20 protein-coding genes are annotated in these 25,508 nt (G+C 63.6%); 11 read left to right on the top strand and 9 right to left on the bottom strand.

Annotated elements, in window-relative coordinates:
- Positions 1-14: 14 nt before the first annotated feature.
- Positions 15-950, top strand: a complete 936-nt coding sequence (locus AC1DYQ_RS20780; protein WP_477688385.1) for a LysR family transcriptional regulator — start codon at positions 15-17, stop codon at positions 948-950.
- Between the two features lie 12 nt (positions 951-962).
- Here the strand turns inward: AC1DYQ_RS20780 and AC1DYQ_RS20785 are convergent, their stop codons facing one another.
- On the bottom strand, positions 963-2,192 hold the full coding sequence (locus AC1DYQ_RS20785) for a urate hydroxylase PuuD (protein WP_477688386.1): 1,230 nt from the start codon (positions 2,190-2,192) through the stop codon (positions 963-965).
- A 202-nt stretch (positions 2,193-2,394) separates the two neighbouring features.
- Positions 2,395-3,231: a xanthine dehydrogenase accessory protein XdhC gene (gene xdhC / locus AC1DYQ_RS20790; protein ID WP_477688387.1), complete on the bottom strand. Its 837-nt coding sequence runs from the start codon at positions 3,229-3,231 to the stop codon at positions 2,395-2,397.
- Positions 3,232-3,401: 170 nt separating this feature from the next.
- Between xdhC and AC1DYQ_RS20795 the strand changes: the two genes are divergently transcribed.
- Positions 3,402-3,917: a hypothetical protein gene (locus AC1DYQ_RS20795; RefSeq protein ID WP_477688388.1), complete on the top strand. Its 516-nt coding sequence runs from the start codon at positions 3,402-3,404 to the stop codon at positions 3,915-3,917.
- 166 nt (positions 3,918-4,083) lie between these two features.
- Here the strand turns inward: AC1DYQ_RS20795 and AC1DYQ_RS20800 are convergent, their stop codons facing one another.
- Together AC1DYQ_RS20800 and uraH are read right to left on the bottom strand one after the other, a co-directional pair.
- Complete coding sequence (locus AC1DYQ_RS20800) at positions 4,084-5,133, bottom strand: tripartite tricarboxylate transporter substrate binding protein (protein WP_477688389.1); 1,050 nt, start codon at positions 5,131-5,133, stop codon at positions 4,084-4,086.
- Between the two features lie 83 nt (positions 5,134-5,216).
- Positions 5,217-5,570 carry a hydroxyisourate hydrolase gene (uraH, locus tag AC1DYQ_RS20805; RefSeq protein WP_457279822.1) on the bottom strand — a complete coding sequence of 118 codons (354 nt, stop codon included), beginning with the start codon at positions 5,568-5,570 and terminating at the stop codon, positions 5,217-5,219.
- Between the two features lie 197 nt (positions 5,571-5,767).
- On the opposite strand from uraH, the gene AC1DYQ_RS20810 reads away from it, so the two are divergent.
- From AC1DYQ_RS20810 to AC1DYQ_RS20825, 4 genes are read left to right on the top strand one after another with little or no spacing between them, the layout of a single operon-like run.
- Positions 5,768-6,433 (top strand): GntR family transcriptional regulator, encoded by a 666-nt coding sequence (locus AC1DYQ_RS20810; protein ID WP_477688390.1) that lies wholly within the window; start codon positions 5,768-5,770, stop codon positions 6,431-6,433.
- Positions 6,430-7,389, top strand: a complete 960-nt coding sequence (puuE, locus tag AC1DYQ_RS20815; protein ID WP_477688391.1) for an allantoinase PuuE — start codon at positions 6,430-6,432, stop codon at positions 7,387-7,389. The genes AC1DYQ_RS20810 and puuE overlap by 4 nt, the downstream gene beginning before the upstream one ends.
- Positions 7,390-7,391: 2 nt before the next feature.
- The gene (uraD, locus tag AC1DYQ_RS20820; protein WP_477688392.1) at positions 7,392-9,167 is read left to right on the top strand and encodes a 2-oxo-4-hydroxy-4-carboxy-5-ureidoimidazoline decarboxylase; all 1,776 of its coding nucleotides are present in this window, start codon (positions 7,392-7,394) and stop codon (positions 9,165-9,167) included.
- Complete coding sequence (locus AC1DYQ_RS20825; protein WP_477688393.1) at positions 9,164-10,429, top strand: M20 family metallopeptidase; 1,266 nt, start codon at positions 9,164-9,166, stop codon at positions 10,427-10,429. Before uraD ends, AC1DYQ_RS20825 begins: the two co-directional genes overlap by 4 nt.
- A 7-nt stretch (positions 10,430-10,436) precedes the next feature.
- On the opposite strand, the gene AC1DYQ_RS20830 is transcribed toward AC1DYQ_RS20825, so the two are convergent.
- From AC1DYQ_RS20830 to AC1DYQ_RS20840, 3 genes are read right to left on the bottom strand one after another with little or no spacing between them, the layout of a single operon-like run.
- Positions 10,437-11,315: a phosphate/phosphite/phosphonate ABC transporter substrate-binding protein gene (locus tag AC1DYQ_RS20830; protein ID WP_477688394.1), complete on the bottom strand. Its 879-nt coding sequence runs from the start codon at positions 11,313-11,315 to the stop codon at positions 10,437-10,439.
- Entirely contained in the window at positions 11,312-12,397 is a 1,086-nt protein-coding gene (locus tag AC1DYQ_RS20835) for a hypothetical protein (RefSeq protein ID WP_477688395.1), read from the bottom strand. Before AC1DYQ_RS20835 ends, AC1DYQ_RS20830 begins: the two co-directional genes overlap by 4 nt.
- Before the next feature lie 3 nt (positions 12,398-12,400).
- The gene (locus tag AC1DYQ_RS20840; protein WP_477688396.1) at positions 12,401-13,288 is read right to left on the bottom strand and encodes a phosphate/phosphite/phosphonate ABC transporter substrate-binding protein; all 888 of its coding nucleotides are present in this window, start codon (positions 13,286-13,288) and stop codon (positions 12,401-12,403) included.
- Positions 13,289-14,057: 769 nt separating this feature from the next.
- Between AC1DYQ_RS20840 and AC1DYQ_RS20845 the strand changes: the two genes are divergently transcribed.
- From AC1DYQ_RS20845 to AC1DYQ_RS20855, 3 genes are all read left to right on the top strand, one after another.
- Positions 14,058-15,059, top strand: coding sequence for an ABC transporter substrate-binding protein (locus AC1DYQ_RS20845; protein ID WP_477668908.1), 1,002 nt, complete (start codon positions 14,058-14,060; stop codon positions 15,057-15,059).
- Between the two features lie 111 nt (positions 15,060-15,170).
- Positions 15,171-15,992: an ABC transporter ATP-binding protein gene (locus AC1DYQ_RS20850; protein WP_477668160.1), complete on the top strand. Its 822-nt coding sequence runs from the start codon at positions 15,171-15,173 to the stop codon at positions 15,990-15,992.
- A gap of 2 nt (positions 15,993-15,994) precedes the next feature.
- Positions 15,995-16,762 (top strand): ABC transporter permease, encoded by a 768-nt coding sequence (locus AC1DYQ_RS20855; protein WP_477688397.1) that lies wholly within the window; start codon positions 15,995-15,997, stop codon positions 16,760-16,762.
- 638 nt (positions 16,763-17,400) lie between these two features.
- Here AC1DYQ_RS20855 and AC1DYQ_RS20860 read toward each other — a convergent pair.
- Together AC1DYQ_RS20860 and AC1DYQ_RS20865 are read right to left on the bottom strand one after the other, a co-directional pair.
- Positions 17,401-17,904 (bottom strand): cyanophycin metabolism-associated DUF1854 family protein, encoded by a 504-nt coding sequence (locus tag AC1DYQ_RS20860; protein ID WP_477688398.1) that lies wholly within the window; start codon positions 17,902-17,904, stop codon positions 17,401-17,403.
- A 14-nt stretch (positions 17,905-17,918) separates the two neighbouring features.
- Positions 17,919-20,261: a cyanophycin metabolism-associated ABC transporter gene (locus AC1DYQ_RS20865; RefSeq protein WP_477688412.1), complete on the bottom strand. Its 2,343-nt coding sequence runs from the start codon at positions 20,259-20,261 to the stop codon at positions 17,919-17,921.
- Positions 20,262-20,582: 321 nt separating this feature from the next.
- Between AC1DYQ_RS20865 and AC1DYQ_RS20870 the strand changes: the two genes are divergently transcribed.
- Both AC1DYQ_RS20870 and cphA read left to right on the top strand, forming a co-directional pair.
- Positions 20,583-22,790 (top strand): cyanophycin synthetase, encoded by a 2,208-nt coding sequence (locus AC1DYQ_RS20870; protein WP_477688399.1) that lies wholly within the window; start codon positions 20,583-20,585, stop codon positions 22,788-22,790.
- On the top strand, positions 22,790-25,405 hold the full coding sequence (gene cphA, locus AC1DYQ_RS20875) for a cyanophycin synthetase (RefSeq protein WP_477688400.1): 2,616 nt from the start codon (positions 22,790-22,792) through the stop codon (positions 25,403-25,405). Before AC1DYQ_RS20870 ends, cphA begins: the two co-directional genes overlap by 1 nt.
- Positions 25,406-25,508: the final 103 nt, after the last annotated feature.

The following is a 25,508-nucleotide window of genomic DNA, read 5'->3' on the forward strand; positions in this document are numbered from 1 at the left end:
ACTACAGGTTACGAATGAATCCGGTCAATACAGCCCCCTCGGAGATGGCTTTTTTCAGCCTGCTGGCGCGCTACGGCAGCCTGTCGGCCACGGCGCGCGAGCTCGGCGTCAGCACGGCAGCCGTCAGCAAGCGGCTCGCGCAGATGGAGGTCAGGCTGGGGGTGCAGTTGCTGAGCCGCACCACGCGGCGCGCCAGCCTCACGCAGGAAGGCGAGATTTACCTCACGCACGCGCGCCGCATCCTCGCCGACATTGACGACATGGAGCAGCAGGTGTCCAGTGCCGTGGCGGCGCCCAAGGGCCTGCTGCGCGTGAACGCCACCATAGGCTTCGGCCGCAGCCATGCGGCGCCGCTGATCTCGCGTTTCGTGAAAGCCCATCCTGAGGTGGAAGTGCAGTTGCAGCTCACGGTCAACCCGCCGCCGCTGACTGAAGACGCCTTCGATGTTTGTGTCCGTTTCGGTGAACCGCCGGACGCCCGCGTGATTGCGCGGCTGATCGCGCCGAATCGCCGCCTGCTCTGCGCTTCACCGGCCTATCTGGCCCGCCACGGCACGCCCAGGGTGCCGCACGACCTGGCGCAACACAACTGCATCGGCATACGCCAGGGCGACGAGGCCTACGGCATGTGGCGCCTGGCTTCCGGCAAGCACACGCAGGCCATCAAGGTGCACGGCAACCTCAGCACCAGCGACGGCGAGATTGCGGTGAACTGGGCGCTCGACGGCCACGGCATTTTGATGCGCGCCGAATGGGACATCGCCAAATACCTGCGCAGCGGCAGGCTGGTGCAAGTGCTGGAGAACTACCGCACACCGGCAGCCGACATCCACGCGGTGTACCCGGCCCGCCACCAGCATTCGGTGCGGGTCAGGGCTTTTGTGGATTTCCTGGCCCAGCATTTCAGCAAGCCGTCCACACGCGCCGCAGGGCTCGCGGGCAACTGGTAAGGCTTGCCCGGCTTATTCGGTTTTGGCGCCCGCATCGAACCACTGCCTGATCACCTGCCGCTCGGCCTCGGTGATGCCCGTGGCATTGTTCATGGGCATCAGCCGCGTGACCACCGCCTGCTGGTAGACCTGCGTCGCATGGCTCTTCAATGCCTCGGGCGAATCAAGCCGCACATTTTTCATCTGCACCTGCGCACCGTGGCACAGGTAGCAGCGCTGGGCCATGATGGCCCGCACTTGTTGAAAGCTGCTTTGGCCTGCAGCGCCCGCTGGTTGTGCGCCACCAGCTACTGAATTGATAGCGCCCACAGCGACAGGAGGTTTCATCCAGACGATCACACAGGCGATGACAGCCACACCCACCAGCGCATACGGCAACGGGTGCCGGTTGCGGCCCAGCTTGTAGCCGTGGCGCAGCACAAAAAACTGGCGGATAGCGGCGCCGGCCAGCATCATCAGGATCAGCACCAGCCAGTTTTGCGGATGGCTCCAGGTAAAGCTGTAGTGGTTGCTGAGCATGGCGAACAGCACCGGCAGCGTGAAGTAGGTGTTGTGCACGCTGCGCTGTTTGCCGCGCTGGCCGTGCACCGCATCGACCGGCTCGCCGGCCTTGATGGCGGCCACGACCTTGCGCTGGCCGGGGATGATCCAGAAGAACACATTGGCGCTCATGGCGGTGGCCATCATGGCGCCCACCAGCAGGAAGGCCGCGCGCCCGGCGAACCAGTGGCAGGCCAGCCACGAGGCTGCGCACACCAGCACCGCGACCAACGCGCCGACGATGGCGTCTCCGTTTTTCTTGCGCCCGAACAGCTGACAGATGCCGTCGTACAGCATCCAGAAAATTACAAAGAAGGACAGCGCCACCGCACCGGCCGCACCGGGCGACCAGTTCATCAGCGATTTGTCGACGAGGTAGGTGCCGGCGTTCCACAGATATGAAATCGTGAACAGCGCAAAGCCCGACAGCCAGGTGCTGTAGCTTTCCCAGTAAAACCAGTGCAGGTGGGCCGGCAGCTGTGGCGGCTTGACGGCGAATTTGACGGGGTGGTAAAAACCGCCACCGTGCACCGCCCAGAGTTCGCCGCTTACGCCCTGATTTTTGAGGTCTTCGTCCTCGGGCGGCGTGAGGCTGCTGTCGAGAAAGACAAAATAAAACGAGGAACCCACCCAGGCGATGGCGGTGATGACATGGACCCAGCGCAGCAGCAGGTTGGCCCAGTCGAGAAGGTAGTTTTCCATATCTCTCAACCTATGCAGCACGCGAGGGCGCTGCCTTGTGCAACCTGCTCACCACTGCGGGCGCTGTAAGCAGAAAACGTGGCCGCGAACAAAAGAAGCTGGCGCTAACTTGAAGTTAGCTCCGGCTTCCCGGCTCCGCTGCGGCCTGACGCGCCAAGTTTATAGAGTTTGGCTTCGGCTCCGAAAAATTTCTGCGCTACGCTCAAATTGCGTTGATGGTTTGCAACAGCTGGGCCGCTACCGCCACAGCGATGACTTCTGGCTCCTTGCCGGTAATGCCGGGCACTCCGATGGGGCACGTCACTTGCACCAGCTCGCCCGCGGCGAAGCCTCGAGCCTCCAGACGGTGGCGGAATGCCGCCCATTTGGTTTTGCTGCCGATCAAGCCGATGTAGGGTAGATCGGATTTCTCGCGCTGGCGCAGCAGGCAGGCGGCCACGATGTCCAGGTCTTCCGCGTGGCTGAAGCTCATGATGAGCACACGGGACTGCGGCGCCAGGCCAGGCACGGCGGCTTGTACGGGATCGGAATGTTCGGCCATCACGCGCGGCGGCACGCTGGCGGGAAACACGCCATCGCGGCTGTCTATCCAGGTGAGTGAAAACGGCAAGGGCGCGAGCACCCGCACCAGCGCGTGACCGACGTGGCCGCCGCCGAACAGCGCCACCGGCGTCAGCGCGGGCTGGCCCAGCCGCAAGGTCAGCGCCTGTGCGTCGCCCGCGTTGACGCATTCAAAGCGCAACGCCACCACGCCACCGCAGCATTGGCCCAGCGACGGGCCCAGCGCTACGCGCAGCGTTGTCGCCTGACGCCCGGCGGCGTCACCCGCGAGCAGCGCACGCGCCCTGGCGATGGCGTCGTATTCCAGGTGGCCGCCGCCTATCGTGCCCACCAGCGCATCGGGAAAGACCGCCATCCAGGTTCCCGCCTCGCGCGGCACCGAGCCTTGCGTCTCTACAACCGCCACCAGCACCGCCGGCGCCGAGGCCAGGCGGGCCAGGAAGTCTTCAAGTTGCAGACTGGAGACACTGGAAACCATTGGTGACGACTTGACAGGTGGGTGGACAAAATATTGGGCAAAATGCCTTGAACGCCACCTTAGCACCACCTTGGCCCTTGGCAGCTACGGGGCGTGATAGCAGGTATACACAGAATCCAATGAGCCGGCCCTTCAAAAATCCGGCAAAGGCAAGCACGATGAGACAAGACATGTCCAACTCCACACCGCGCCGCTTCTGGCTGGTGGCCCTGCTTTCTGCAGCCGGTGCAGCCGTGGTGAGCGCCTGCAAGACCGCGCCGGAACCCGCAGCACCGACATCGAAGGCCCCGGAACCCTCTTCCCCGGTGATCGGGCCGATCGCGGGGCCGCAAGGTTCCGCCAGAAGTTCGGGGGCGTCCACACCGCGCGCCTATCGGGAAGACGGCGCCACGCACATCTACGGTCTCAATTCCGACCGTATCTACAAAGGCCGCATGCCACCGCTGCTGTATGCCGTGGGTGTGCTGAATGTGGAAATCGACAGGGTCGGCCGCGTCACCCGCCTGGACTGGATGCGCGCACCGCGCCATGCACCCGAAGTGATAGCGGAGATCGAACGCACCATCCAGCAGGCGTCCCCCTTCCCGGCGCCTACGCGCATGGGCAAGGTGGTCTACACCGACACCTGGCTTTGGCACAAGAGCGGCAAATTCCAGCTCGACACGCTGACCGAAGGACAAGACTAGCCCCACGGTGAATAGGACCCCCACGGTCGCTCACTGCGTGTAGCTCCCTGCCCCCGCGAGGGGGCCGCCCGCCTGTGGCCCGGCAGAGCCGGTTCCACGGCTCATGCTGGCCTTGTTACGACCCGCTTCGCATCGCCTTTCGACGTCGCCTCAACAGCCGTTCACATCACTCTATCTTTAAGTTCTGGGTTTTAACGACGTTGCGCCAGGCGCGATAGTCGGCTTCGATGAAGTGGCCGAGCAATGCGGGCGAGCCGGGTGCGGCTTCCACGGCATCGGCCTTGAACCGCGCCACCACCTCGGGCAAAGCCACGACCTTGTTGATGGCCGCGTTCAGTGCATTGACGATGGCTGGCGGTGTACCGGTGGGTGCCATCAATGCGAAGTAATTGACAACGTCAATGCCCGCCAGGCCGGCTTCCGTCATGCTGGGCACGTCGGGCAAGGCACTTGAGCGTTTCGCGCTTGTCACCGCCAGTGGCTTGATGCTGCCGTTTTTGATGAAAGGCAGCAGGGCCGGGATGGTGCCCGTGATCAGCTGGATCTGCCCGCCGATCATGTCCATGGTGGCGGGCGCCACACCGCGATAAGGAATGTGTGTGATGAAGGTGCCGGTGCGCGACTTCAGCAGTTCCAGCACCAGGTGATTGACGCCACCCGCGCCGGCCGAACCGTAGTTCAGCGCCCCGGGCTTTTGCCGGGCCAGCGTGACCAGCTCTTTCATGGTGTTGGCCGGTAGCTTGGTGTTGGCGGCCCAGACCAGCGGTCCGCTGGCGATCATGCCCACCGGCGTGAACTGGCGCAGCGGGTCGTAATTGGCGCTGGGCAGGGAGGCCGCCACGGTGGTGAAGGGTGAGGCCACCAGCAGCAGCGTGTAGCCGTCGGCCGGGGACTGCGCCACGTACTGCGTGCCGATGGCGCCCGAGGCGCCCGCACGGTTGTCCACCACAAAGGTGGCATTCATGGTTTCGCCGAGTTTTTGCGCAATCAGTCGTGCCATGGCGTCGGTGCCGGCGCCGGGGGCAAAAGGCACGACGATCTTGACGGCGCGCTCAGGATAGATGCCGGCGGGAACGGATGCGGCCGAGGCCGGTGAGCCGGCAGAACCCGCTGAAGGGCCTTGGGCCAATACGGCCGGAGCCACAAGGCTGGCGGCAGTGCCTGCGGACAGCAGCAGGGCCTGGCGGCGGCTCAGGGTCATTGGCTTGACGTTCATGGAGGAAAAAGAAAGTTGCACAAACCGCTGATTGTCGCCGCCCCGGATGACGGCGCCATGACACGGTCTGGCTTGGCGCCCGCTCAACTGCCGCGATAGGTGGAATAACTCCAGGGGCTGACCAGCAGGGGCACGTGGTAATGCAGGCCCGGATCAGCCACACCGAAGTCCAGCGTCACCTCGTCCAGGAAAGCTGGTTCGGGCAGTTTCACGCCGCGCGCCTTGAAGTAGGCAGCCACCTCGAACACGAGCCGGTAGGTGCCGGCTTTCAGATTGGCGCTGTCGTATAGCAGTCCATCGGGATTGCGCCCATCTTCATTGAGGATGAAGTGCTTCACCAGCGTCGCCTGACCCGCATGCGTGGTGTAGAGCGACGCCTTCATGCCGCCTGCCGGCGTGCCGTGCATGGTGTCCAGTACATGTGTGCTCAAGCCCATGGTATTCCTTGGTAGTAGTTGAGGGAGCTGCTCAAAAACCTCTCCTGGCGTTGTCGCGCCGCCTTGCCGTGCTGATAGCACTGTCTGCGGCGACGCGCCTGGCCAGAACCGCTTCGCTGGGTTTTTGAGCAGCTCTTGTTTTGATTTGGTTTACCAAAAGTGTATACACTTTTCAGCATTCCGGCTATTATCGACCGATGGAATCGTCAACCACCCACACCATCGTCGAAGCCCTGACCAAGGCCATTGTGGAGCACAGGCTGCACCCAGGCACCAAGCTGGCCGAACAAAAACTGGCCGACCATTTCGGTGTCTCGCGCACGCTGGTGCGGCAGGCGCTCTTTCAGCTCTCGCAAAACCGCCTGATCCGCCTGGAACCGGCCCGCGGCGCTTTCGTGGCTGCGCCGTCCGTGATGGAAGCGCGCCAGGTGTTTGCCGTGCGCCGCATGCTCGAAGCCGAGATGACACGGGCCTTTGTGCGCGAAGTCACCCCTGCCAAGATCAAAGCGCTGAAAGAACACGTCGCACGGGAGAAATCTGCGGTCGACCTCGGCGACGTGTCCGGCCGGACCGAGTTGCTGGGGGACTTCCATGTGCGCATGGCCGAACTCATGGGCAACGAGGTATTGGCGCAAATGCTGGGCGAGTTGACCTCGCGCTGCGCCCTCATCACCCTGATGTACCAGACCGCCAGCGCCGCCGAACACTCCAACGACGAGCACGCCGAAATCGTCAAGGCGCTGGCCGCCAAGGACGAAGCCCTGGCCGTGCGCCTCATGAACGAACACCTGCGGCACGTCGAGGAAAGCCTCGCCTTCGACCGCAAGGTGCCTACCAACGATATTTCAATGGCGCTGTCATGAATAAAAACGAAAACAGCGTGGGGGCTATTCCTTACCCTAGAGACCTGATCGGCTACGGCCGCAACCCGCCGCAAGCCAACTGGCCGGGGCGGGCGCGCATCGCCGTGCAGTTCGTCCTCAACTACGAAGAAGGCGGCGAAAACTCGGTGCTGCACGGCGACGCCGGCTCCGAACAGTTCCTGTCTGAAATGGCTAATCCGCCCAGCTTCGCCGACCGGCACCTGAGCATGGAAGGCATCTACGAATACGGCTCACGCGTGGGCGTGTGGCGTATCCTGCGCGAGTTTGAAAAACGCAAGCTGCCGCTCACTGTTTTTGGCGTGGGCATGGCGCTGCAGCGCCACCCCGAGGTCGCCGCAGCTTTCACCGAACTCGGCCACGAAATCGCTTGCCACGGCTGGCGCTGGATCAACTACCAGCAGATCGACGAAGCCACCGAGCGCGAACACATGCGCCTGGGGCTGGATGCGATTGAAAAGCTCACCGGCACGCGCCCGCTGGGCTGGTACACCGGCCGCGACAGCCCCAACACGCGCCGGCTGGTGGCCGATGACGGCCGGCTCGAATACGACAGCGACTACTACGGCGACGACCTGCCCTTCTGGACCGAGGTGAAACGCACCGACGGCCAGGTCGTGCCGCGCCTGGTGGTGCCCTACACGCTGGACACCAACGACATGCGCTTTGCCCTGCCGCAAGGCTTCTCGCAGGCCGACGACTTTTTCATCTACCTGCGCGACAGCTTTGACGCGCTCTATGCCGAAGGCGGCGCGGCGCCCAAGATGCTGAGCGTCGGCATGCATTGCCGCCTGCTGGGTCGGCCGGGCCGCATCGTGGCGCTGCAGCGTTTTCTTGACCACGTGCAAAAGCATGAGCGCGTCTGGGTCTGCCGCCGCATCGATATTGCGCGGCACTGGCAGGCCAACCATCCTTACATGCCCCGGCAGGAAAGCTGAACATGGCCATAATCCTTGAACACATCAACGCCGCGCCGCGCGCCGAAGCGCTGCAACTGCTGGACGGCCTCTACGAGCATTCCCCCTGGATTGCAGATAAGGCGCTGGACGCCCGCCCCTTCGAGTCGCTGGCCCACCTGAAACACGCCATGGCGCGTGTGCTCCGCGAGGCAGGCAAAGACGCACAGGTCAAACTCATCCAGGCGCACCCCGAGCTGGCTGGCAAAGCCATGGTCAGCAAAACCCTCACGGCTGAATCTACACACGAGCAAGGCAAGGCCGGCCTCACGGACTGCACGCCCGAAGAATTCGCCACCTTGCAAAAGCTCAATGCCGACTACAACACGAAGTTCGGCTTTCCTTTCATCCTGGCGGTGCGCGGCCCGCGCGGTGACGGTTTGAACAAGCAGCAGATCATCGAGACCTTCGCCCGGCGCCTGCAAAACCACCCTGACTTCGAGCTGCAGGAAAACTTGCGCAATATCCACCGCGTGGTGGAGCTACGGCTCAACGACAAGTTCGCCGCCACGCCCGCGCTGGGCAACGACGTGTGGGACTGGCAGGAAACGATGTCGCAGTACAGCGACCCGGGCTACCTTGAAAAAGGCCAGCTCACGGTGACCTACCTCACCGACGCGCATCGCGCGTGCGCAGCCTACATCAGCAACACCATGCGTGACTGCGGCTTTGACGAGGTGAAGATCGACGCGGTCGGCAACGTGGTGGGAATCTACAAGGCCGCCGCCGCTAACGCCAAGACCCTGCTCACCGGCAGCCATTACGACACCGTGCGCAACGGCGGCAAGTACGACGGCCGGCTTGGCATCTTTGTGCCCATGGCCTGCGTGCGTGAGCTGAGCCGCCAGGACAAGCGCCTGCCCTTCAACTTTGAGGTGGTCGGCTTTGCCGAAGAAGAAGGCCAGCGCTACAAGGCCACCTTTTTGGGCTCGGGCGCGCTTATCGGCGACTTCAAGCCCGAATGGCTGGAGCAGAAAGACGCTGACGGCATCACCATGCGCGAGGCCATGCACAACGCCGGCCTCAAGCCCGAAGACATCACGAAGATCAAACGTGACGCGGACAACTACCTCGGCTTTATCGAGGTGCACATCGAGCAGGGCCCGGTCCTCAACGAGCTCGACCTGCCGCTGGGCATCGTGACCTCCATCAACGGCAATGTCCGCTACCTGTGCGAGATCACCGGCATGGCCAGCCACGCCGGCACCACGCCCATGACCCGCCGCCGTGACGCCGCAGCGGCCGCGGCCGAACTGCTGCTGTATGTGGAACGGCGCGCGGCGCAAGACGGTAATTCCGTCGGCACGGTCGGCATGCTGCAGGTACCCAACGGCTCCATCAACGTAGTGCCCGGGCGCTGCCTCTTTTCGCTCGACCTGCGCGCGCCCATCGATGCGCAGCGCGACACGCTGGTAGCCGACGTGCTGGCCGAGCTCAAAAGCATTTGCGAGCGCCGCGGTGTGCACTTCACGACCGAATTGACCGAGCGCGCCGCCGCTGCCCCCAGCGCACCTGCCTGGCAACAGCGCTGGGAAGCCGCTGTGCAAAGCCTGGGCGTACCCCTCTATCGCATGCCCAGCGGCGCCGGCCACGACGCGATGAAACTGCACAAGGTGATGCCGCAGGCCATGCTTTTTGTGCGGGGCCAGAACTCCGGCATCAGCCACAACCCGCTGGAAAGCACCACCAGCGACGACATCGAACTTGCGATCCAGGCCCTGGCGCATCTGCTCACTAATCTCTCTCCTGAACAACAATGACCCTCACCACAGATTACGCCCGGCTTGACAGCTGGATCGATGCCCATTTCGACGAAGAAACCACTTTCCTCCAGCAGCTCATACGCGTGCCCACCGACACACCGCCGGGCAATAACGCGCCGCATGCCGAGCGCACGGCTGAACTCATCAAGGCCTTTGGTTTTGACGCTGAAAAACACCCGGTACCCGAAGCTGAAGTGCGCGGCTACGGCATGGAGTCCATCACCAACCTGATCGTGCGCCGCAAGTACGGAGGTAGTGGCGAAGGAGAGGGCGAAGGCAAAACCATTGCCCTCAACGCCCACGGCGACGTGGTGCCGCCCGGCGAAGGCTGGACCAAAGATCCCTATGGCGGCGAGATTGAAGGCGGCAAAATTTACGGCCGCGCCTCAGCTGTCAGCAAATGCGATTTCGCCAGCTTCACCTTTGCGGTGCGCGCGCTCGAATCACTGGACGCACCACTCAAAGGCAGCGTTGAGTTGCACTTCACCTACGACGAGGAATTCGGCGGCGAGATGGGCCCGGGCTGGTTGCTCAAGAAAGGTCTTACCAAGCCTGACCTGTTGATCGCGGCAGGCTTTTCTTACGAGGTCGTCACCGCGCACAACGGCTGCCTCCAGATGGAAGTCACGGTGCACGGCAAGATGGCGCATGCCGCCATTCCCGACACCGGCATCGACGCCTTGCAGGGCGCGGTGCACATCCTCAATGCGCTCTATGCGCAGAACGCGCAGTACCAGCAGGTCACGTCCAAGGTTGAAGGCATCCAGCACCCTTACCTGAACGTGGGCCGCATCGAAGGCGGCACCAACACCAACGTCGTGCCCGGCAAGGTGATGTTCAAGCTGGACCGCCGCATGATCCCCGAGGAGAACCCCGCCGAGGTCGAAGCCAACATCCGCAAAGTCATTGGCGACGCGGCCGCCGGCTACAAGGGCATCACAGTCGACATCAAGCGCCTGCTGCTGGCCAACTCGATGCGGCCGCTGGCGGGCAACAAGCCCTTGGTGGAGGCCATCCAGAAGCACGGCGAAGCGCTGTTCGGCCAGGCCATCCCGGCCATGGGCACGCCGCTGTACACCGATGTGCGGCTGTACGCCGAGGCCGGCATTCCCGGCGTCATTTACGGCGCCGGGCCGCGCACCGTGCTGGAGTCCCACGCCAAGCGGGCCGATGAGCGCCTGGAACTCGAAGACCTGCGCCGCGCCACCAAGGTGATTGCGCGGACGCTACTCGATCTGCTGCAGCCCGGCCCGGGCTGATGGCAGGTTACTCGTGGGTATAGTCCAACAGCGCAAGGTATTCCTTGCGCTCGGCCTTGACCCACTGCTTGACGCCGATCTCGGACATGATGCCGGCCGACTGGCTGTTCATGGCCAGCAGGGAATCCTGCAGGCGGCTGATCATGTCCGCCGGCACGCCGGGGGCGGCCAGCACCGACCAGTTCACCACGGGCTGGGTTTCACCAATGATGCGACCCCCGCCCTCCTGCCATTTCCTGGCGATGGTCGGATTCACCGCACCCACCTCGGCAAGGCCTGCCGCCACCTGTGCCGACACGGAATCCTGATAGCGTGTGTAGGAAATATAGGGTTCGCGCACATTCAGGCGGCGCATCTCGGCACGCGCGACCGCCACCGTGGCGGACGATTCGTCGGGCATCAATATCTTCTTGCCGCTCAGTTGCCCAATGTTGTTGATGGGCGAGCTGTTCTTCACGATAAAGGCGGCCTGGTAGGGCTCGGGCCTACGCACCAGGGGTTGGTAACCTCCATCGCGAACCAGTTTGGACAGCTGGTTGACGGATTTTCCGAACACCATGAGGGGCTTTTGCTCTGACGACGCCTGCCGCACGAAGTTCTGGATGTCGATGACGGGATCAACCACCACCTGCTTGTTGCGGATTTGCCCTCCCAGGTAGTCGGCCAGCCCCCGGTAGCGCAGGGCCAGCATCGAAATGCTGAGGTCTGCCGTAACCGCCTCATTGATCAGCAGCCTCCAGCGGTCTACACCCGCCAGCTGGCCCGCCGCCTGCTGGCTCCAGCTGACCATGGGAAAGCCCTGCCAGGCCACGGCAACCGCGGTGCCCACGACACCGCGAAGAACCGCGCGGCGACCGGTAACTTGTGACAGCAACGGAGTATTCATTTGATCACCTTCAAAGGGTTAATTGCAGATTGCACGGTCTTCTTCGCTGCCTCGTCTTCCCATTGCCTGGCAGCTGTCAAGGTTGCCTTGAATGCCAGCGCACTCTCAAGCAGCCATTTCTTGTTGTCTTCCGAGAGCGCGTAGCTCAACCTGAACTCGTCCATCGGCATGCGGTCCTCGCGCACGGCCTTGATCAACCGGTCCACCTCTGCCGCGGCATGCGCGGGTGTCGACAGCAACACCAGGCGGCTCATCTTGTCGGGGTTGTTGGGTACATGGCAGTTCACACACTGCGACTCGCGCATCTGCAGCGCCAGGTCCCGGTAGCGCTTGTCGACATTGCCCAGGTACGGGTTTTCCGGCCGGTACAAGCCGTCGAACAGCGTCACCGCCGGTTGCGTGTGGCCCTTGTCGTCGGTCCAGAGCCATGGGCCCTGGTATTTTTCATGCTGCACCGTCTGCACCGGTTGCAGCAGCGGCGTGGGTGCCACGTCGGTGAACTGCGCCACCTTGATGGTGCCCGTTTCGGGGCTGATCCAGAGCATCATGCTGCGGGCGTTTTCGTACATCGACCATTTGGCCTCGTCGTGCCAGAACGGATAAGGAAACTGGCCCGGCGGCAGGCGGTTGCGAAAGGCCGCCTCAAGCCGCACCAGGAACATCTTCTCGTCGGCCACCCACTCCACGGTATGCCGGCCGTTGAACATGAAGAGCGGCGCATACATGCCGGTCCAGGCGTCAGGGGCGAACTGGGTCAGGTTGGTCTGGCGCAGGGTGGCGTTGTCCTTTTTGTTTTGCCGACCCCACAGCATGATGGGCGCCACATGTGCACGCAGCTGGCTCGGGCCGAACAGGGTTTGCCGGCACTGCGTGTAGGCATTGACGTCACCGGCCGGCGCCAGCGGGCAACTGCTGGCGAGCTCCGCGGCAATTTCGGCCGCAGCCAGTGCGATGTTGGGCGGGATCGCCCTTTTTTCCTGGGCTTGCACGCCGCAGGAAAATGCCAAGGTGGCGGCCAGCAGTCCGGCCCGCCATGGCGAAAGTGAAAGTGAAAACAGACGTGTTTGAATCAACGTAGCCATTTTTTACTCCCTCGTGTAGTCCAACAAATCCAGGTAGTCCTTCCGCTCAGCTCTGGCCCATGCCTTCACGCCCATCGAAGCCATCACTGCAGCGCTTTCTGAATTGGTCGCCAGCAGCGCGTCGCGCAGCTGCTGCACCATGTCCGCGGCCAGGCTGGGACTGGCAAGCACCGACCAGTTCACCACCGGCTGGGTTTCAGCCACCACGCGCCCGCCGTCTTCCACCCACTTTTTGGCAATAGTGGGATTGACCACGCCGATCTGGCCCATTCCGGACTTCACAAACTGCGCGACTTCCTCCTGGAAGCGAACGTGTGTCACGCGGACCTGCCCAAGCTTTTGGCGCCGCAGTTCCGCCAGCGCCACCGCGCTGGTGGCGGCAGACTCGTCGGGCATGATGACTTTTGCATCAGCCGCATCCGCCAGGGTTTTAATGGGCGAATCCTTGGCCACGATGAAGGCCGCCTTGTAGGGATCGGCGCGCCGCACCACCGGCTGGTAGCCGTTGTCGCGCACCAGCTTGGCCAGCTGGTTGACGGACTTTCCAAAGACAAACTCCGGCTTGCTGGCGCCTTGGGCCACCGCCATGAAGCGCTTGATATCCACCATGGGCTCCACGACGATGGGCCGCCCCTTGAGCTGGGTGCTGATGAAGTCGGCGGCAGGGCGATAACGGTTGGTCAGCAAAAATGAGTTGGTGTCACCCCCCACCGCTTCATTGATCAGCAACCGCCAGTTCGCGCCACCTGCGGGTTTTTTAGCAGCAGAGGCAGCGGCAGCAGCCGAAACCTGGGCCCAGGCGTTACCCGGCCCACCCATACCCCCAGCGAGGGCGCCCAGGCCCAGGATTGACAACATCTGACGGCGAAGCTGCGAGGAAGGTGTTTTCATGAAAGCCTTGTTTTGGAAAGCCCGCTAACCCAGTACATCGTTGCTGGATGACTTCGGCTACTGCCCCAAGGCTTTGTCAAGGCTTCGGAACTGCATGGCCTTGCGGCTTAATCCTTGTCACCTACGCAAATACACTCTATGGACGGGCCGCAAAAATAGTCAAAGCCTGTTCATGGCGTCCGCCCTGTCAGGACTGACAGGTGAAACCTGCCATGGGCATGGGCGCGGCGGTGCCCGGCCCAAATCACCGGCAGCTGCTCCGCTCAAACGTAAACAGCTGTAACAGCCTCAGCCTTCCTCCAGAACTTCCTGGCGGCCAGGAACAGGAGGTGCCAGCGGCCACCTTTTTAATAGCTGCCTTTGGGCATCCTCCCGGCCAGGGCCGCTCAATGTGCGGAAAGCAGGCCAGCCGTACATCCAAAAATACGGATGCCGATACATCACAAAATGCATCCTGTGAGTAATCCCAGTGTGCGAAAACTGACAGCACCTGAACGCGGCAGGTGTTGCTCTTAGGCCAATCCGCATCGCCCAGCGGCAAGACCCACCAGACACCTGAACTGCCGGGGCAATGCCAAAGTTCTACTCCGCAGCGTGGCAGGCATTGTTTTTGCTGTATCGTTTTGAGGTTCGCTTCGATTTCACGGCCACCGCGTTCTTATGCTGATTGCTGGCCTGCCGGTTTCCCCTTTTGCAACCCCTTCAAGAAAATCCCGCCATGAAAAATCGTGCACCTGCCGCATCTGCCTTTCCCAGCCTTGTAGCCAGGATGACCGGGGCGGTGATCGCCCTGGCGGCCCTGAACGCCCATGCGCAAAACACGCCGATCAAGTTCCAGCTCGACTGGCGCTTCGAAGGCCCGTCCGCCCTCTTCCTCACGCCGGTGGCCAAGGGTTACTTCAAGGCCAACAAGCTCGACGTGACGGTGGACGCCGGCAATGGCTCGGGCGGGGCGGTGACCCGTGTCGCCTCGGGCACCTACGACATGGGTTTTGCCGACATGGCCTCCGTGATGGAATTTCACGCCAACAACCCGGACGCACCCAACAAGCCGGTAGGCGTGATGATGGTCTACAACAACACCCCGGCCTCCGTCATGGCCCTCAAGAAGTCGGGCATCAAGACGCCTGCCGACCTGAACGGTAAAAAAATGGGCGCGCCGGTGTTTGATGCCGGCCGCCGCGCCTTTCCGATTTTTGCCAAGGCCAACAACATCACCGGCTTCCAGTGGACAGCCATGGACCCGCCGCTGCGCGAAACCATGCTGGCCCGCGGCGACGTGGACGCCATCACCGGCTTTACCTTCACCTCGCTGCTCAACCTGGAGGCGCGCGGCGTGAAGGCTGAAGACGTGGTGGTGCTGCCCTATGCCGACTTCGGCGTGAAGCACTACGGCAACGTGGTGATCGTCTCGCCCAAACTCATCAAGGAAAACCCGGCCGCCATCAAGGCGTTTTTGCAGGCCTTTACCAAGGGCGTGAAAGACGTGGTGGCCGACCCGGCCGCCGCCATCGAATTCGTGAAAGCGCGCGACGGCATCATCAATGTGCCGCTGGAAGTGCGCCGCCTGCGCCTGGCCATCGACACCGTCGTCAACAGCCCCGACGCACGTGCCGAAGGCTTCGGCCAAGTCAAAGCGCCGCGCCTCTCGCTGATGGCCTCGCAGGTGTCGGACGCTTTCGGCACCAAGACCCGTGTCAACCCCGACGCAGTGTGGAACGGCTCCTTCCTGCCCACGGCAGCCGAGCTCAATGTGCTGCCGAAGAAATAAGTCCTGGCCTCAGGCTCTGTGCCTGGCGCCATGCCTGCCCGGATTGCTACACTTTTAATAGCTGCTTGCGCACATCCCGATTGGGCCAGCAGCCGTTTTCCTACCTAAAACATGCCCCTCGCCACCGCTGACAGCCCTTTTGTTGACTTCCGCGACGTCTGGCTCGCCTACAACGACGAGCTGCTCGCGCGCAAGCAATTCTCCGTTGAGGCCATAGACCTGCAGGTGCGGCAGGGCGAGTTCATCGCCATCGTCGGGCCGTCGGGTTGCGGCAAGTCCACCTTCATGAAGCTGGCCACCGGGCTGAAGATGCCGTCGGCCGGGAGCATCCTGATTGACGGACGGCCCGTGACGGGGCCCCTGAAGATTTCCGGTATGGCCTTCCAGGCGCCATCGCTACTGCCCTGGCGCACCACCGTCGGCAACGTGTTGCTGCCGCTTGAAATCGTCGAGCCTTATCGCAGCCAGTTCAAGGCCAGGCGCAAGGAGTTTGAAGAACGGGCGCGCAAGCTGCTGCAGAAGGTGGGCCTGGCAGGCTATGAAGACAAATTCCCCTGGCAGCTGTCTGGGGGCATGCAGCAGCGCGCCAGCATCTGCCGCGCGCTGATCCACGAGCCCAAAATGCTGCTCCTCGACGAGCCCTTCGGCGCGCTCGACGCCTTCACGCGTGAAGAGCTCTGGTGCATCCTGCGCGACCTCTGGACCGAGCAGCGCTTCAACGTGATCCTGGTCACGCATGATTTGCGCGAGTCAGTGTTCCTGGCCGACACCGTGTACGTGATGAGCAAAAGCCCGGGACGCTTTGTCGTGCGGCGCGAGATTGAACTGCCGCGTCCGCGCGACCTGGAAGTCACTTACACCCGCGAGTTCAGCGACATCGTGCATGAGCTGCGCGGCCACATCGGCGCGGTGCGCGGCGGAGCCGCCGTATGAACATGAACAACAAACAGCTCGAACGCTGGGCGCCATGGGTGTTACTGGCAGCCGTGGTGGCGCTGTGGCAGGCGGTGTGCGCCGGTTTCTCGGTGCCGGAGTTCATCTTTCCCGCGCCATTCACCATTGCCCAGGCCATGGCTGAATTTGCCGGCCCGATTGCCGAGGCCGCCTGGAAAACATTCTGGGTCACGATGGTGGGTTTCGGCCTGTCCATCGTGGTCGGCGTATTGCTGGGCTTTCTGGTGGGCTCGTCACGGCTGGCCTATGCCGCGGTCTATCCGCTGCTGGTGGCTTTCAACGCGGTGCCCAAGGCCGCGATTGTTCCCATCCTGATTGTCTGGTTCGGCATCGGCGTGGGCCCCGGCATCCTCACGGCTTTTTTGATTTCGTTTTTCCCCATCACCGTGAACATGGCCACAGGCCTGGCCACGCTGGAGCCCGAGCTCGAAGACGTGCTGCGCGTGCTGGGTGCCAAACGCTGGGACGTGCTGGTCAAGGTCGGCCTGCCGCGTTCCATGCCCTACTTCTTTGCCTCGCTCAAGGTTGCGATCACGCTGGCTTTTGTCGGCACGGTGCTGGCTGAAATGACGGCGGGTGATTCAGGCATTGGCTACCTCATGCAAAGTGCCGGGTCGCAACAACGGCTGGCGTTGGCTTTTGCCGGGCTGGTGGTGATTGGGGCGATGGCTATGGCGATGTATGAGCTCTTCAGTTATGTGGAGAAGCACACTACGGGGTGGGCGCATCGGGGGTCGCAGAACGGCTAAGGTATTGGTCGGGTCTTGCTCCGGCCTTTGCGCTCTTTGCTGAGGGCTGTTGGCCGGGGGTTGCCCGGCATGCAAGTAACTTTCTTTTGCTTCGCCAAAAGAAAGTCACCAAAGAAAAGGCGACCCTGGTTCCTGCGTCCCTGCGCTTCGCTACGGGCAACCTGCGGTGCTCGGTCCAGCCGGGGTCAAAAACAACTCGCCTGCGGCTCAAACAAGTTTTTGCCCTGATCCGTCTGGACCTCCGCTCCTCGGCGCATCCACAAGGGCCAATCGGGAGCGGGGACTGAATACCAACAAGGACTCGCCATGGCGAGTCCTTGTTGGTATTCAGGTGTTTGGGGTTCTGTCTTCGGCTGTTGGTATTTCTTCTCCCCACCCCTTCTGTCTGCGCCGAGGAGCACAGGTTCAGGCGGATCAGGGATCGCGATTGTCTGAGCCGAAGGCGAGTTCGAGCGAGACCCCGCCTGGACCGAGCACCGCAGGTTGCCCGCAGCGAAGCGGAGGGACGCAGACAGCAGGGTCGCCTTTTCTTTTGCTTACTTTTCTTTTGGCGAAGCAAAAGAAAAGTGAGTAGCTGCCGGGCTACCCCCGGCCAGCTACCCTCAGCAAAACTCACAAAGGCCGGAGCAAGACCCAACCTAAAGAAACCGTTCCAACAACCGCCGCGACCCCCGGTCCAGCGCCGTCATATCCTTCACGCTGTACTGCACCCCCTGGCTGCCGGCAATCAGCAAACCCATACGCCCCAGGCGGCGAATGTCTTCCTCACCCTTGAGCACAAAAGACGTCTCTCCCCTGTCGGTCTCTACCGTCCACACGCTGGGGGTGGCAAAGGTCGAAACGCTTTTGAGCCGTGTGATTTCAGGGGCGAAATCGCGCAGGGCCAGCTCTTCCTCCAGCAGGGTACGCGCTTGCGCCGGCAAGGCCTGCAGGTCTTCCACCCAGGCCACCTCGTGCCCTTCGGTGTTGACCAGTGAAATGCCTTCATCGGGTGCAGCCAGGGGAAAGGCCCGTACCGGCACCACGCCAACATGCTGCTGGCCACCGGCATCGACGAACACCAGCCGGCCCGACGCAGTGCGTTCCAGGGAAAAGGACAACGAGGACAAAGAGGAAGAGAACTGGGAAGAAGAGTTGGTCATGTGCAGTCCTTGGCTTATCGGTTGCCGGTGTGCTGCGCGGTGTGGGCCAGCTGCGAGGTGGCCACCGCGATAAGGCTTTGCGCGGCTTCCTCGCCGCCCTCTTCGCTGTCGACCTGGCGCGCCTGGGCCTCATACAGGCGCCAATAGGCTCCCTGCTTCGCCATCAATTCGTCGTGCGGCCCCACTTCCACCACCTGGCCGCGGTCCATCACCACCAGGCGGTCGGCCTTGCGCAGTGTTGAAAGGCGGTGGGCAATGGCAATCGTGGTGCGGCCCTGCACCAGGTTGTCGAGGGCACGCTGGATTTCTTTTTCCGTTTCGGTGTCTACCGACGAGGTCGCTTCGTCAAGGATCAGGATGCGCGGGTTGATCAGCAAGGCCCGCGCAATCGAGATGCGCTGGCGCTCACCGCCCGACAGCCCCTGGCCGCGCTCACCCACCAGCGAGTCATAACCCTGCGCCAGCCGCAAAATGAATTCATGCGCATGGGCAGCGCGCGCGGCCGCGACGATTTCAGCGCGCGTGGCGCCCGGCTTTCCGTAGGCGATATTTTCGGCAATCGTGCCGAAGAAAAGAAACGGCTCCTGCAGCACCAGGCCGATGTTGCGGCGGTAGTCGGCCACACCGAAGCGGCGGATGTCGGTGCCGTCCACGCTGATGGAGCCGTCGCTCACGTCGTAAAACCGGCAGATCAGGTTGACCAGCGTGCTTTTTCCCGAACCGCTATGGCCCACCAGGCCGATCATTTCGCCGGGGCGGATCTGCAGATCGAGCCCGCGGATCACCGAGCGGTTGCCGTAACGGAACCCGAGGTTCTTCATGTCGATGCGGCCTTCGAGCGCGCCAATCTTCACCGGGTTGGCCGTTTCGGGCACGTTGGAGACATGATCGAGGATGTCGAAGATGCGCTTGGCGCCGGCGGCGGCTTTTTGCGTGACGGAAACGATGCGGCTCATCGAATCAAGCCGGCCGTAAAAGCGGCCGATGTAGGCAATGAAGGCCGTCAGCACACCCACGGTGATCTGCTGGCGCGACACCAGCCAGATACCGAAAGCCCAGACCACCAGCAGGCCGACTTCTGTGAGCAATGAGACGGTGGGTGTGAACAGCGACCAGGTCTTGTTGAGCTTGTCGTTGACCGCCAGGTTGTGCTGGTTGACTTCGCGAAAACGCTGGGCCTCACGCTTTTCCTGGGCAAAGGCCTTGACCACGCGAATGCCCGGAATCGTATCGGCCAGCACATTGGTCACGTCCGACCAGACGCGGTCGATTTTTTCAAAACCGGTGCGCAGCTTGTCGCGCACCACGTGGATCATCCAGCCGATAAACGGCAGCGGCAGCAGGGTCACCACGGCCAGCCAGGGGTTGATGGAAATGAGGATCACCGCGGTCATCACGATCATCAGCACATCGGTCGCGAAATCCAGCGCATGCAGCGACAAAAACACGCAGATGCGGTCAGTTTCAGAGCCGATGCGCGACATCAGGTCGCCGGTGCGCTTGCCGCCAAAGTAGTCCAGCGAGAGCTCCAGCAAGTGGTCGAAGGTGGCGGTGCGCAGGTCAGCGCCTATGCGCTCGGACACCAGTGCCAGCAAATAGGTACGCGCCCAGTTCAGCGCCCAGCCCAGCACGGCCGCGCCCAGCAGGCCACCCAGCAGCAATCCCACCTTCCAGGGCTCAATCTTCTGGCCGTTCTGGAACGGTATCAGGATGTCGTCCATCAACGGAATCGTGAGGTAAGGCGGCACCAGCGTGGCGGCGGTGGAGGCCAAAGTCAGCAAAAAACCGGCCAGTAGCTGGTAGCGGTACGGATCGGCAAACCGCCACAGGCGCAGCAGCACCCAGGTGGAAGGCGGCGTGTGCAACTCGCGTGCGCAGGCCGGGCACTCTTCGCTGTCAGGCGGCAGCGGCAGGTCGCACTCGGGGCACAGGGCTGTGTCCTCGGCCAGTGCCGTGGCATCGCCCGCCGCCGGGGCCTGCTGCTGGGCAAACAGGCGCACCAGGCGCAGGGCCTGCACATTGGCACCCAGGGTAAACCGCCAGCTGGCCAGCCGCCGGCCCGCTTCATGCAGCTCCAGCGTACCCACGCCGGCATGGTCGAAATGGCGCAGTGAAAGCCCTTGCAATACGGTGCCGGCGGCGTCCGCCGTGGGCCAGCTGGCCCATACGCCTTCGGGGTTGCAGGCCAGCAGCCGGCGGTCCGTCAGGGCCAGCAGGCCCCGGGCGAAATGAAGTTGGTCATCCAGGTCAACCACCAGCGTGCACAAAACGTTCTCTTGGGTTGCAAGTTGTGAGCGAAGCCCTGCCAGAACAGGGTCGGTAGGGCTGGAGTCGTCTGCCGGGTGGTTGTGTTGCATTGTGTTGTGGAAAATCTTGGCGTCCCGCATCTGGCGCGGCAGGGTATTCGCAGGTTCTTCGTAGTTGTGCGAATAGGCCCGAAACAGGGATTTTCGCCGAATGCGGCCTGAAGCGACCGGTTTGACCATATCAACCCCCTGAAAATGACGGAACCATCAAAATCGACCCCTGGCGGCCATCGCCGCGACAAAAACAACAACATAACGAGACACAGGGACCCACCGAGACCTTGACCGGCCTCACACTGAAATCCATCGGCCAGGGCCGAGCCTTGCTCCCCGGGGTACCAAGGCCTAACCCTGCCGACAATTTTGCGAAAAATGAGCCCACAGGACGACATCAAGCTGCTGCGCATCAATTACCTGCGCGGTCCCAACATCTGGACCTATCGGCCCGTGCTGGAAGTCTGGCTGGACCTCGGCAGCCTCGAAGACTTCCCCTCCAACCTGTTACCGGGCTTCAATGACCGCCTGGTCGCCCTGCTGCCGGCCCTCGTCGAACACCACTGCGGCGTGGGCGAGCGCGGCGGCTTCATCCAGCGCCTGCTGGAAGGCACCTGGTCCGGCCATGTGCTGGAGCATGTGGTCATCGAGCTGCTGAACCTTTCCGACATGCCGACCGGCTTCGGCCAGACGCGCAGCACCTCCCAGCGCGGCGTTTACCGCATGGTGTTCCGTGCCCGCGACGAGCAGGTGGCCCGCACCGCGCTGGCCGAAGGCCACCGCCTGCTGATGGCCGCCATCAACGGCACAGACTACGGCCAGGCCGGCGTGCAGTCCGCCGTCGAGAAAATCCGGACCAAGGTGGACGACTGCTACCTCGGCCCCAGCACGGCCTCCATCGTGGCCGCGGCCACCGACCGCCGCATTCCCCATATCCGGCTGAACGACGGCAACCTGGTGCAACTGGGTTACGGCGCCAGCCAGCGCCGCATCTGGACGGCCGAAACCGACCTCACCAGCGCGATCGCCGAAGGCATCGCCCACGACAAGGACCTCACCAAAAGCCTGCTGGCCACCTGCGGCGTGCCGGTGCCTGAAGGCCAGATCGTCGCCACAGCGGAAGAAGCCTGGGAAGCGGCCGAAGACATCGGCCTGCCGGTGGTCGTCAAGCCGTCCGACGGCAACCATGGCCGTGGCGTGTCGCTGGACCTCAAAACACAGGCCGAAGTGGAAGGTGCGTTCGAGGTTGCGGCGCGCCATGGCAGCGAAGTCATGGTCGAGCGCTTCGTGCGCGGCAACGAACACCGCCTGCTGGTGGTCGGCGGCCGTGTGGTCGCCGCCGCGCGCGGCGAAGCAGCCTGGGTCACCGGCGACGGCACCTCGACCGTCTCACAGTTGGTAGACGCACAGCTCAACACCGACCCGCGCCGCGGCGTCGGTGAAGACTTCCCGCTGGGCCGTATCAACACGGCCAGCGACGGCGCCATCATTCTTGATCTGCAGCGCCAGGGCCTGAGCCCCGAAGCCATACCCGCCGTTGGCCGCGAGGTGCTGATCCAGCGCAACGGCAATGTGGCCATCGACTGCACCGACCAGGTTCACCCTGACGTTGATCACATCGTGTCGCTGGCCGCCCGCGTGGTGGGCCTGGACATCGCCGGGGTCGATGTGGTGGCGCAAGACATCTCGCGCCCGCTGCACGAGCAAGGCGGCGCCATCGTTGAAGTGAACGCCGGCCCAGGCCTCCTCATGCACCTCAAGCCGGCCGAAGGCGCGCCGCGCCCGGTGGGCCGTGCCATCTGCGACCACCTTTTCCCTGCCACCGACTCCGACAGCCCTGACGGCCGCATTCCCATCGTCGGCATTGCCGGCTCCAGCGACAACCAGCGCGTGGCGCGTCTGGTGGCCTGGCTGCTGCACCTGTCGGGCCGGCACACCGGCCTGGCCTGCCAGGGTGGGTTGTTCCTGGACCAACGCTGTGTGGACGCATCCAACTGCGCCAACTGGGAAGCCGGCCAACGCCTGCTGATCAACCGCGCCGTGCAGGCGGCGGTGTTTGAAAACGGCGCCGACACCATCTTGCGCACCGGCCTGCCCTATGACAAATGCCAGGTGGGTGTTGTTACCGACCTGGGCGGCGCCGAAGGCCTGGTCGAATTCGACATCACCGAAGCCGACCAGATGTACAAGGTCATGCGCTCGCAGGTCGATGTGGTGCTGCCCGGCGGTGCCGCCGTGCTCAATGCCGCAGATCCCCGCATCGCCGAAATGCAGGAGCTCTGCGACGGCGAAGTCATTTTCTACAGCACCGACCCCAAGGCCGAGGCCATTGCGGCGCATTGCGCCAAAGGCGGCCGTGCGCTCTACCTGCGCCAGGACCAGGTCGTGCTGGCCACCGGTGCCAGCGAGGCTTTTTTGCCGGGCCTCGGCAAGCTTGCCGCCTGGCGCGAACGCCGCGGGCTGTCCGAGGGTGGACTGCTGGCCGCCGTGGGCGCCGCCTGGGCGCTGGGCATCCCCCTCAATTTGATAGGCGCCGGCATGGAAGCCTTTGAAACCACCCCTAAAACCGCCGGGAGTGCCGAGTAATGGAAGTGTCCCGTATCCGGGCCCTGCGCGGGCCCAACCTCTGGAGCCGCCACACGGCGCTCGAAGCCATCGTTGCCTGCACTGCGGTGGAGTGCAATATCACTGGTCTGCCAGGCTTTGAGCCGCGCGTGCGCTCGCTGTTCCCCGAGATGGGCGCCTTCCGGCAGACCGGCCACGCAGGCCCCGTCTCACTGGCCCATGTGCTTGAAGCCGCCGCGCTGGCGCTGCAGACGGCTGCCGGTTGCCCCCTCACTTTCAGCCATACCGCCTCTACTGTTGAAGCGGGCACCTACCAGGTCGTGGTCGAGTACAGCGAAGAAACCGTCGGCCGGCTGGCCTTCGAGCTGGCGCAAGCATTGATCCACGCCGCCCTGCGCGACACCGCCTTCGACCTGGACGTCGCGATTGCCCAACTGCGCGAACTCGACGAAGACGAGCGCCTCGGCCCCAGCACCGGCGCGATTGTCGACGCCGCCGTGGCACGCGGCATTCCCTACCGGCGCCTCACCAAAGGCAGCATGGTGCAGTTCGGCTGGGGCTCCAAACAGCGGCGCATCCAGGCCGCGGAAATCGACGCCACCAGCGCCGTGGCCGAATCCATCGCGCAAGACAAAGACCTCACAAAAAAACTGCTGCGCGCGGCCGGCGTTCCCGTGCCGCTGGGCCGCCCGGTCACCGATACGGACGATGCCTGGGCCGCGGCCCTGGAAGTGGGTTTGCCCGCAGTCGTGAAACCGCTGGACGGCAACCAGGGCAAGGGCGTCACTGTCAACATCACCACGCGCGAACACCTGGACACCGCCTGGAAGGCAGCCGCCGAATACGGCGAAGTGATGGTCGAGAAATTCCTGCCCGGCAGCGACTTCCGCCTGCTGGTGGTGGGCAACAAGCTGGTGGCCGCCTCGCGGCGTGAGCCGCCACAGGTCGTGGGCGACGGCCTGCACACCGTGCGTGAGCTGGTCGACATCGTCAACCAGGACCCCAAACGCGGCGAAGGCCATGCCACCTCGCTCACCAAAATCCGCTTCGACGACATCGCCGTGGCCCGCCTGGAAGCCCAGGAGCTCACGCCCGAATCCATTCCCGCCAAGGGCCGGCGCGTCATCCTGCGCAACAACGCCAACCTGAGCACCGGCGGCACGGCGACCGACGTGACCGATGACGTACACCCGGCTGTGGCCGCGCGCGCCGTGGCTGCGGCGCAAATGGTCGGCCTGCACATCTGCGGCGTCGACGTGGTGTGCGAAAGCATGCTGCGCCCGCTGGAGACACAAAACGGCGGCGTCGTGGAAGTCAATGCCGCGCCAGGCCTGCGCATGCACCTGTCGCCCTCCTACGGCAAGGGCCGCGCCGTCGGCATCGCCATGATCGACGAGTTGTTCGGTCCCGGCGGAAATGACGGTAATAACGGCCGCGTGCCGGTGATTGCCGTCACCGGCACCAACGGCAAGACCACCACCACACGCCTGATTGCCCACCTGCTGGCCGCCGACGGCCTGCGCACCGGCATGACCAACACCGACGGCGTCTACATCAACGGACGGCAGACCGACAGCGGCGACTGCAGCGGCCCCAAGAGTGCGCGCAACGTGCTGATGCACCCTGACGTCGACGCGGCCGTGTTCGAGATCGCCCGCGGCGGCGTGCTGCGCGAAGGCCTGGGCTTTGACCGTTGCGAAGTCGCCGTTGTCACCAACATCGGCAGCGGCGACCACCTGGGCCTGAACTACATCACCACGGTGGAAGACCTGGCCGTGCTCAAGCGCGTGATCGTGCAGAACGTCTCGACCACCGGCTACGCAGTGCTCAATGCCGCCGACCCCATCGTCGCCGACATGGCCGCCACCTGCCCCGGCAAGGTGATCTTTTTCGCCGCCGACCGCCACCACCCGCTGATGGCCACGCACCGCGCGCAGGGCAAGCGCACCGTGTACGTCGACGGCGCCATGCTGGTCGCCGCCGAAGGCGCCTGGGTCGAACGCATCGCGCTGCAGGGCGTTCCCGTCACACGCGGCGGCACCATCAATTTCCAGGTCGAGAACGTCATGGCCGCTGTCGCGGCCGCCTGGGGTGCCGGCATCAACTGGGACACCATCAAGCGCGGGCTTTCCAGCTTTGTGAACGACGCGCACAACGCGCCCGGCCGTTTCAACGTGATGGACTACAAAGGCGCCACGGTGATCGCCGACTACGGCCACAACCCCGACGCCATGCGCGCCCTGGTGGCGGCTGTTGACGCCATGCCGGCCACGCCAGGCCAGCGCCGCAGTGTGGTGATCAGCGGCGCAGGCGACCGCCGCGACAGCGACATCCGCGACCAGACCATCATCCTGGGCGGCGCGTTTGACGACGTCATCCTCTACCAGGACGCCGCCCAGCGCGGCCGCGCCGACGGTGAGGTCATGGGTCTGCTGCGCCAGGGCCTGGAAGGCGCCCACAAGGCGCAACGTACCAAGAAAATCGACGAGATCCGTGGTGAGTTCCTGGCCATCGACACCGCGCTTTCGCGCCTGTCACCTGGTGACCTCTGCCTGATCCTGGTCGACCAGGTGCAAGAGGCGCTGGACCACCTGGCCGCGCGCGTGAAAGAAGCCAAAGAGACAGTCGCGCACTAGCGTGTCAGGGTTGCCGGGCAAAACGGAGAGCGGCGCGGATGAGCCCCACCGCTTTTCGCAGCCCGGCAAGCCAGCAGTGAATACCGCAGCACCCTGAATTTCA

Source organism: Polaromonas sp. P1_F4 (assembly GCF_056405675.1).